We start from the raw sequence: 867 nt of genomic DNA on the forward strand, positions 1-867 counted from the left end.
ATCTCCTATTCCGCAGTGCGGGCGCAGGACGGCACGGTCGAAGCCGTGCTCTGCATCGTTTCGGAGACCACGGCCCGGGTGCTGGCGGCAGCAAAGGTGCGCGAAAGCGAGCAGCGGTTTCGCGCGCTGGTCAATGCTAGCTCCGACGTGGTTTACCGGATGAGCCCGGACTGGCAGGAAATGCATGAGCTGGACGGCCGCGGCTTCCTGTCGAGCGCCCAGGGGCCGGCGATCCGCTGGCGCGACGAATACCTGTTCCCGGAAGACCAGGCGAGCATCCAGGCGGCGATCGAGCGCGCCATCATGGAGCGCGGCGTGTTCGAGCTCGAGCACAGGGTGCGGCGCGCCGACGGGTCCGCCGGCTGGACCACCTCACGGGCAATCCCGATCGTCGATGACACCGGCAGCATCCTGGAATGGTTCGGCATGGCCGCCGACATCACCGAAAAACGGGCGAGCGAACAGCAGATCCAGCTTCTGATGCGCGAGGTGAACCACCGCGTCAAAAACCAGTACGCCGTGATCCTTTCCATGATCCGCGAGACGAGCAAACGCGCGACCGACCCGCGCGCGTTCGAACACCAGATCCGCGAACGCATCATGGCGCTGTCGCGCTCGCACGACCTCTTGGTGCTCAACGACTGGCGCGGCGCAGGCATGGCCGACCTTGTGCGCGAACATCTGCGGCCGTTCGGACACGAAGAGCGAATCTCGCCTTGCGGGCCGGACGTGACGTTGCGGCTGAACGCGGTGCAGAACATCGGCATGGCGCTGCATGAGCTTGGCACCAACGCGACGAAATACGGCGCCCTGGCCGGCGACGCCGGAACCGTGCGAATGGACTGGCGGGGAGCCCCCGCCCCCGAA

The 867-nt window shown here is 66.4% G+C and carries 1 protein-coding gene; it reads left to right on the forward strand.

Going from position 1 to position 867, the window contains the following annotated elements; all coding sequences use genetic code 11:
- The coding region (locus tag EOA75_RS33370) for an HWE histidine kinase domain-containing protein (RefSeq protein WP_206517138.1) at nucleotides 1-867 on the forward strand (867 nt) is incomplete at both ends.

Origin of the sequence: Mesorhizobium sp. M1A.F.Ca.IN.022.07.1.1, assembly GCF_003997575.1 — a bacterium.
Classification (GTDB): domain Bacteria; phylum Pseudomonadota; class Alphaproteobacteria; order Rhizobiales; family Rhizobiaceae; genus Mesorhizobium.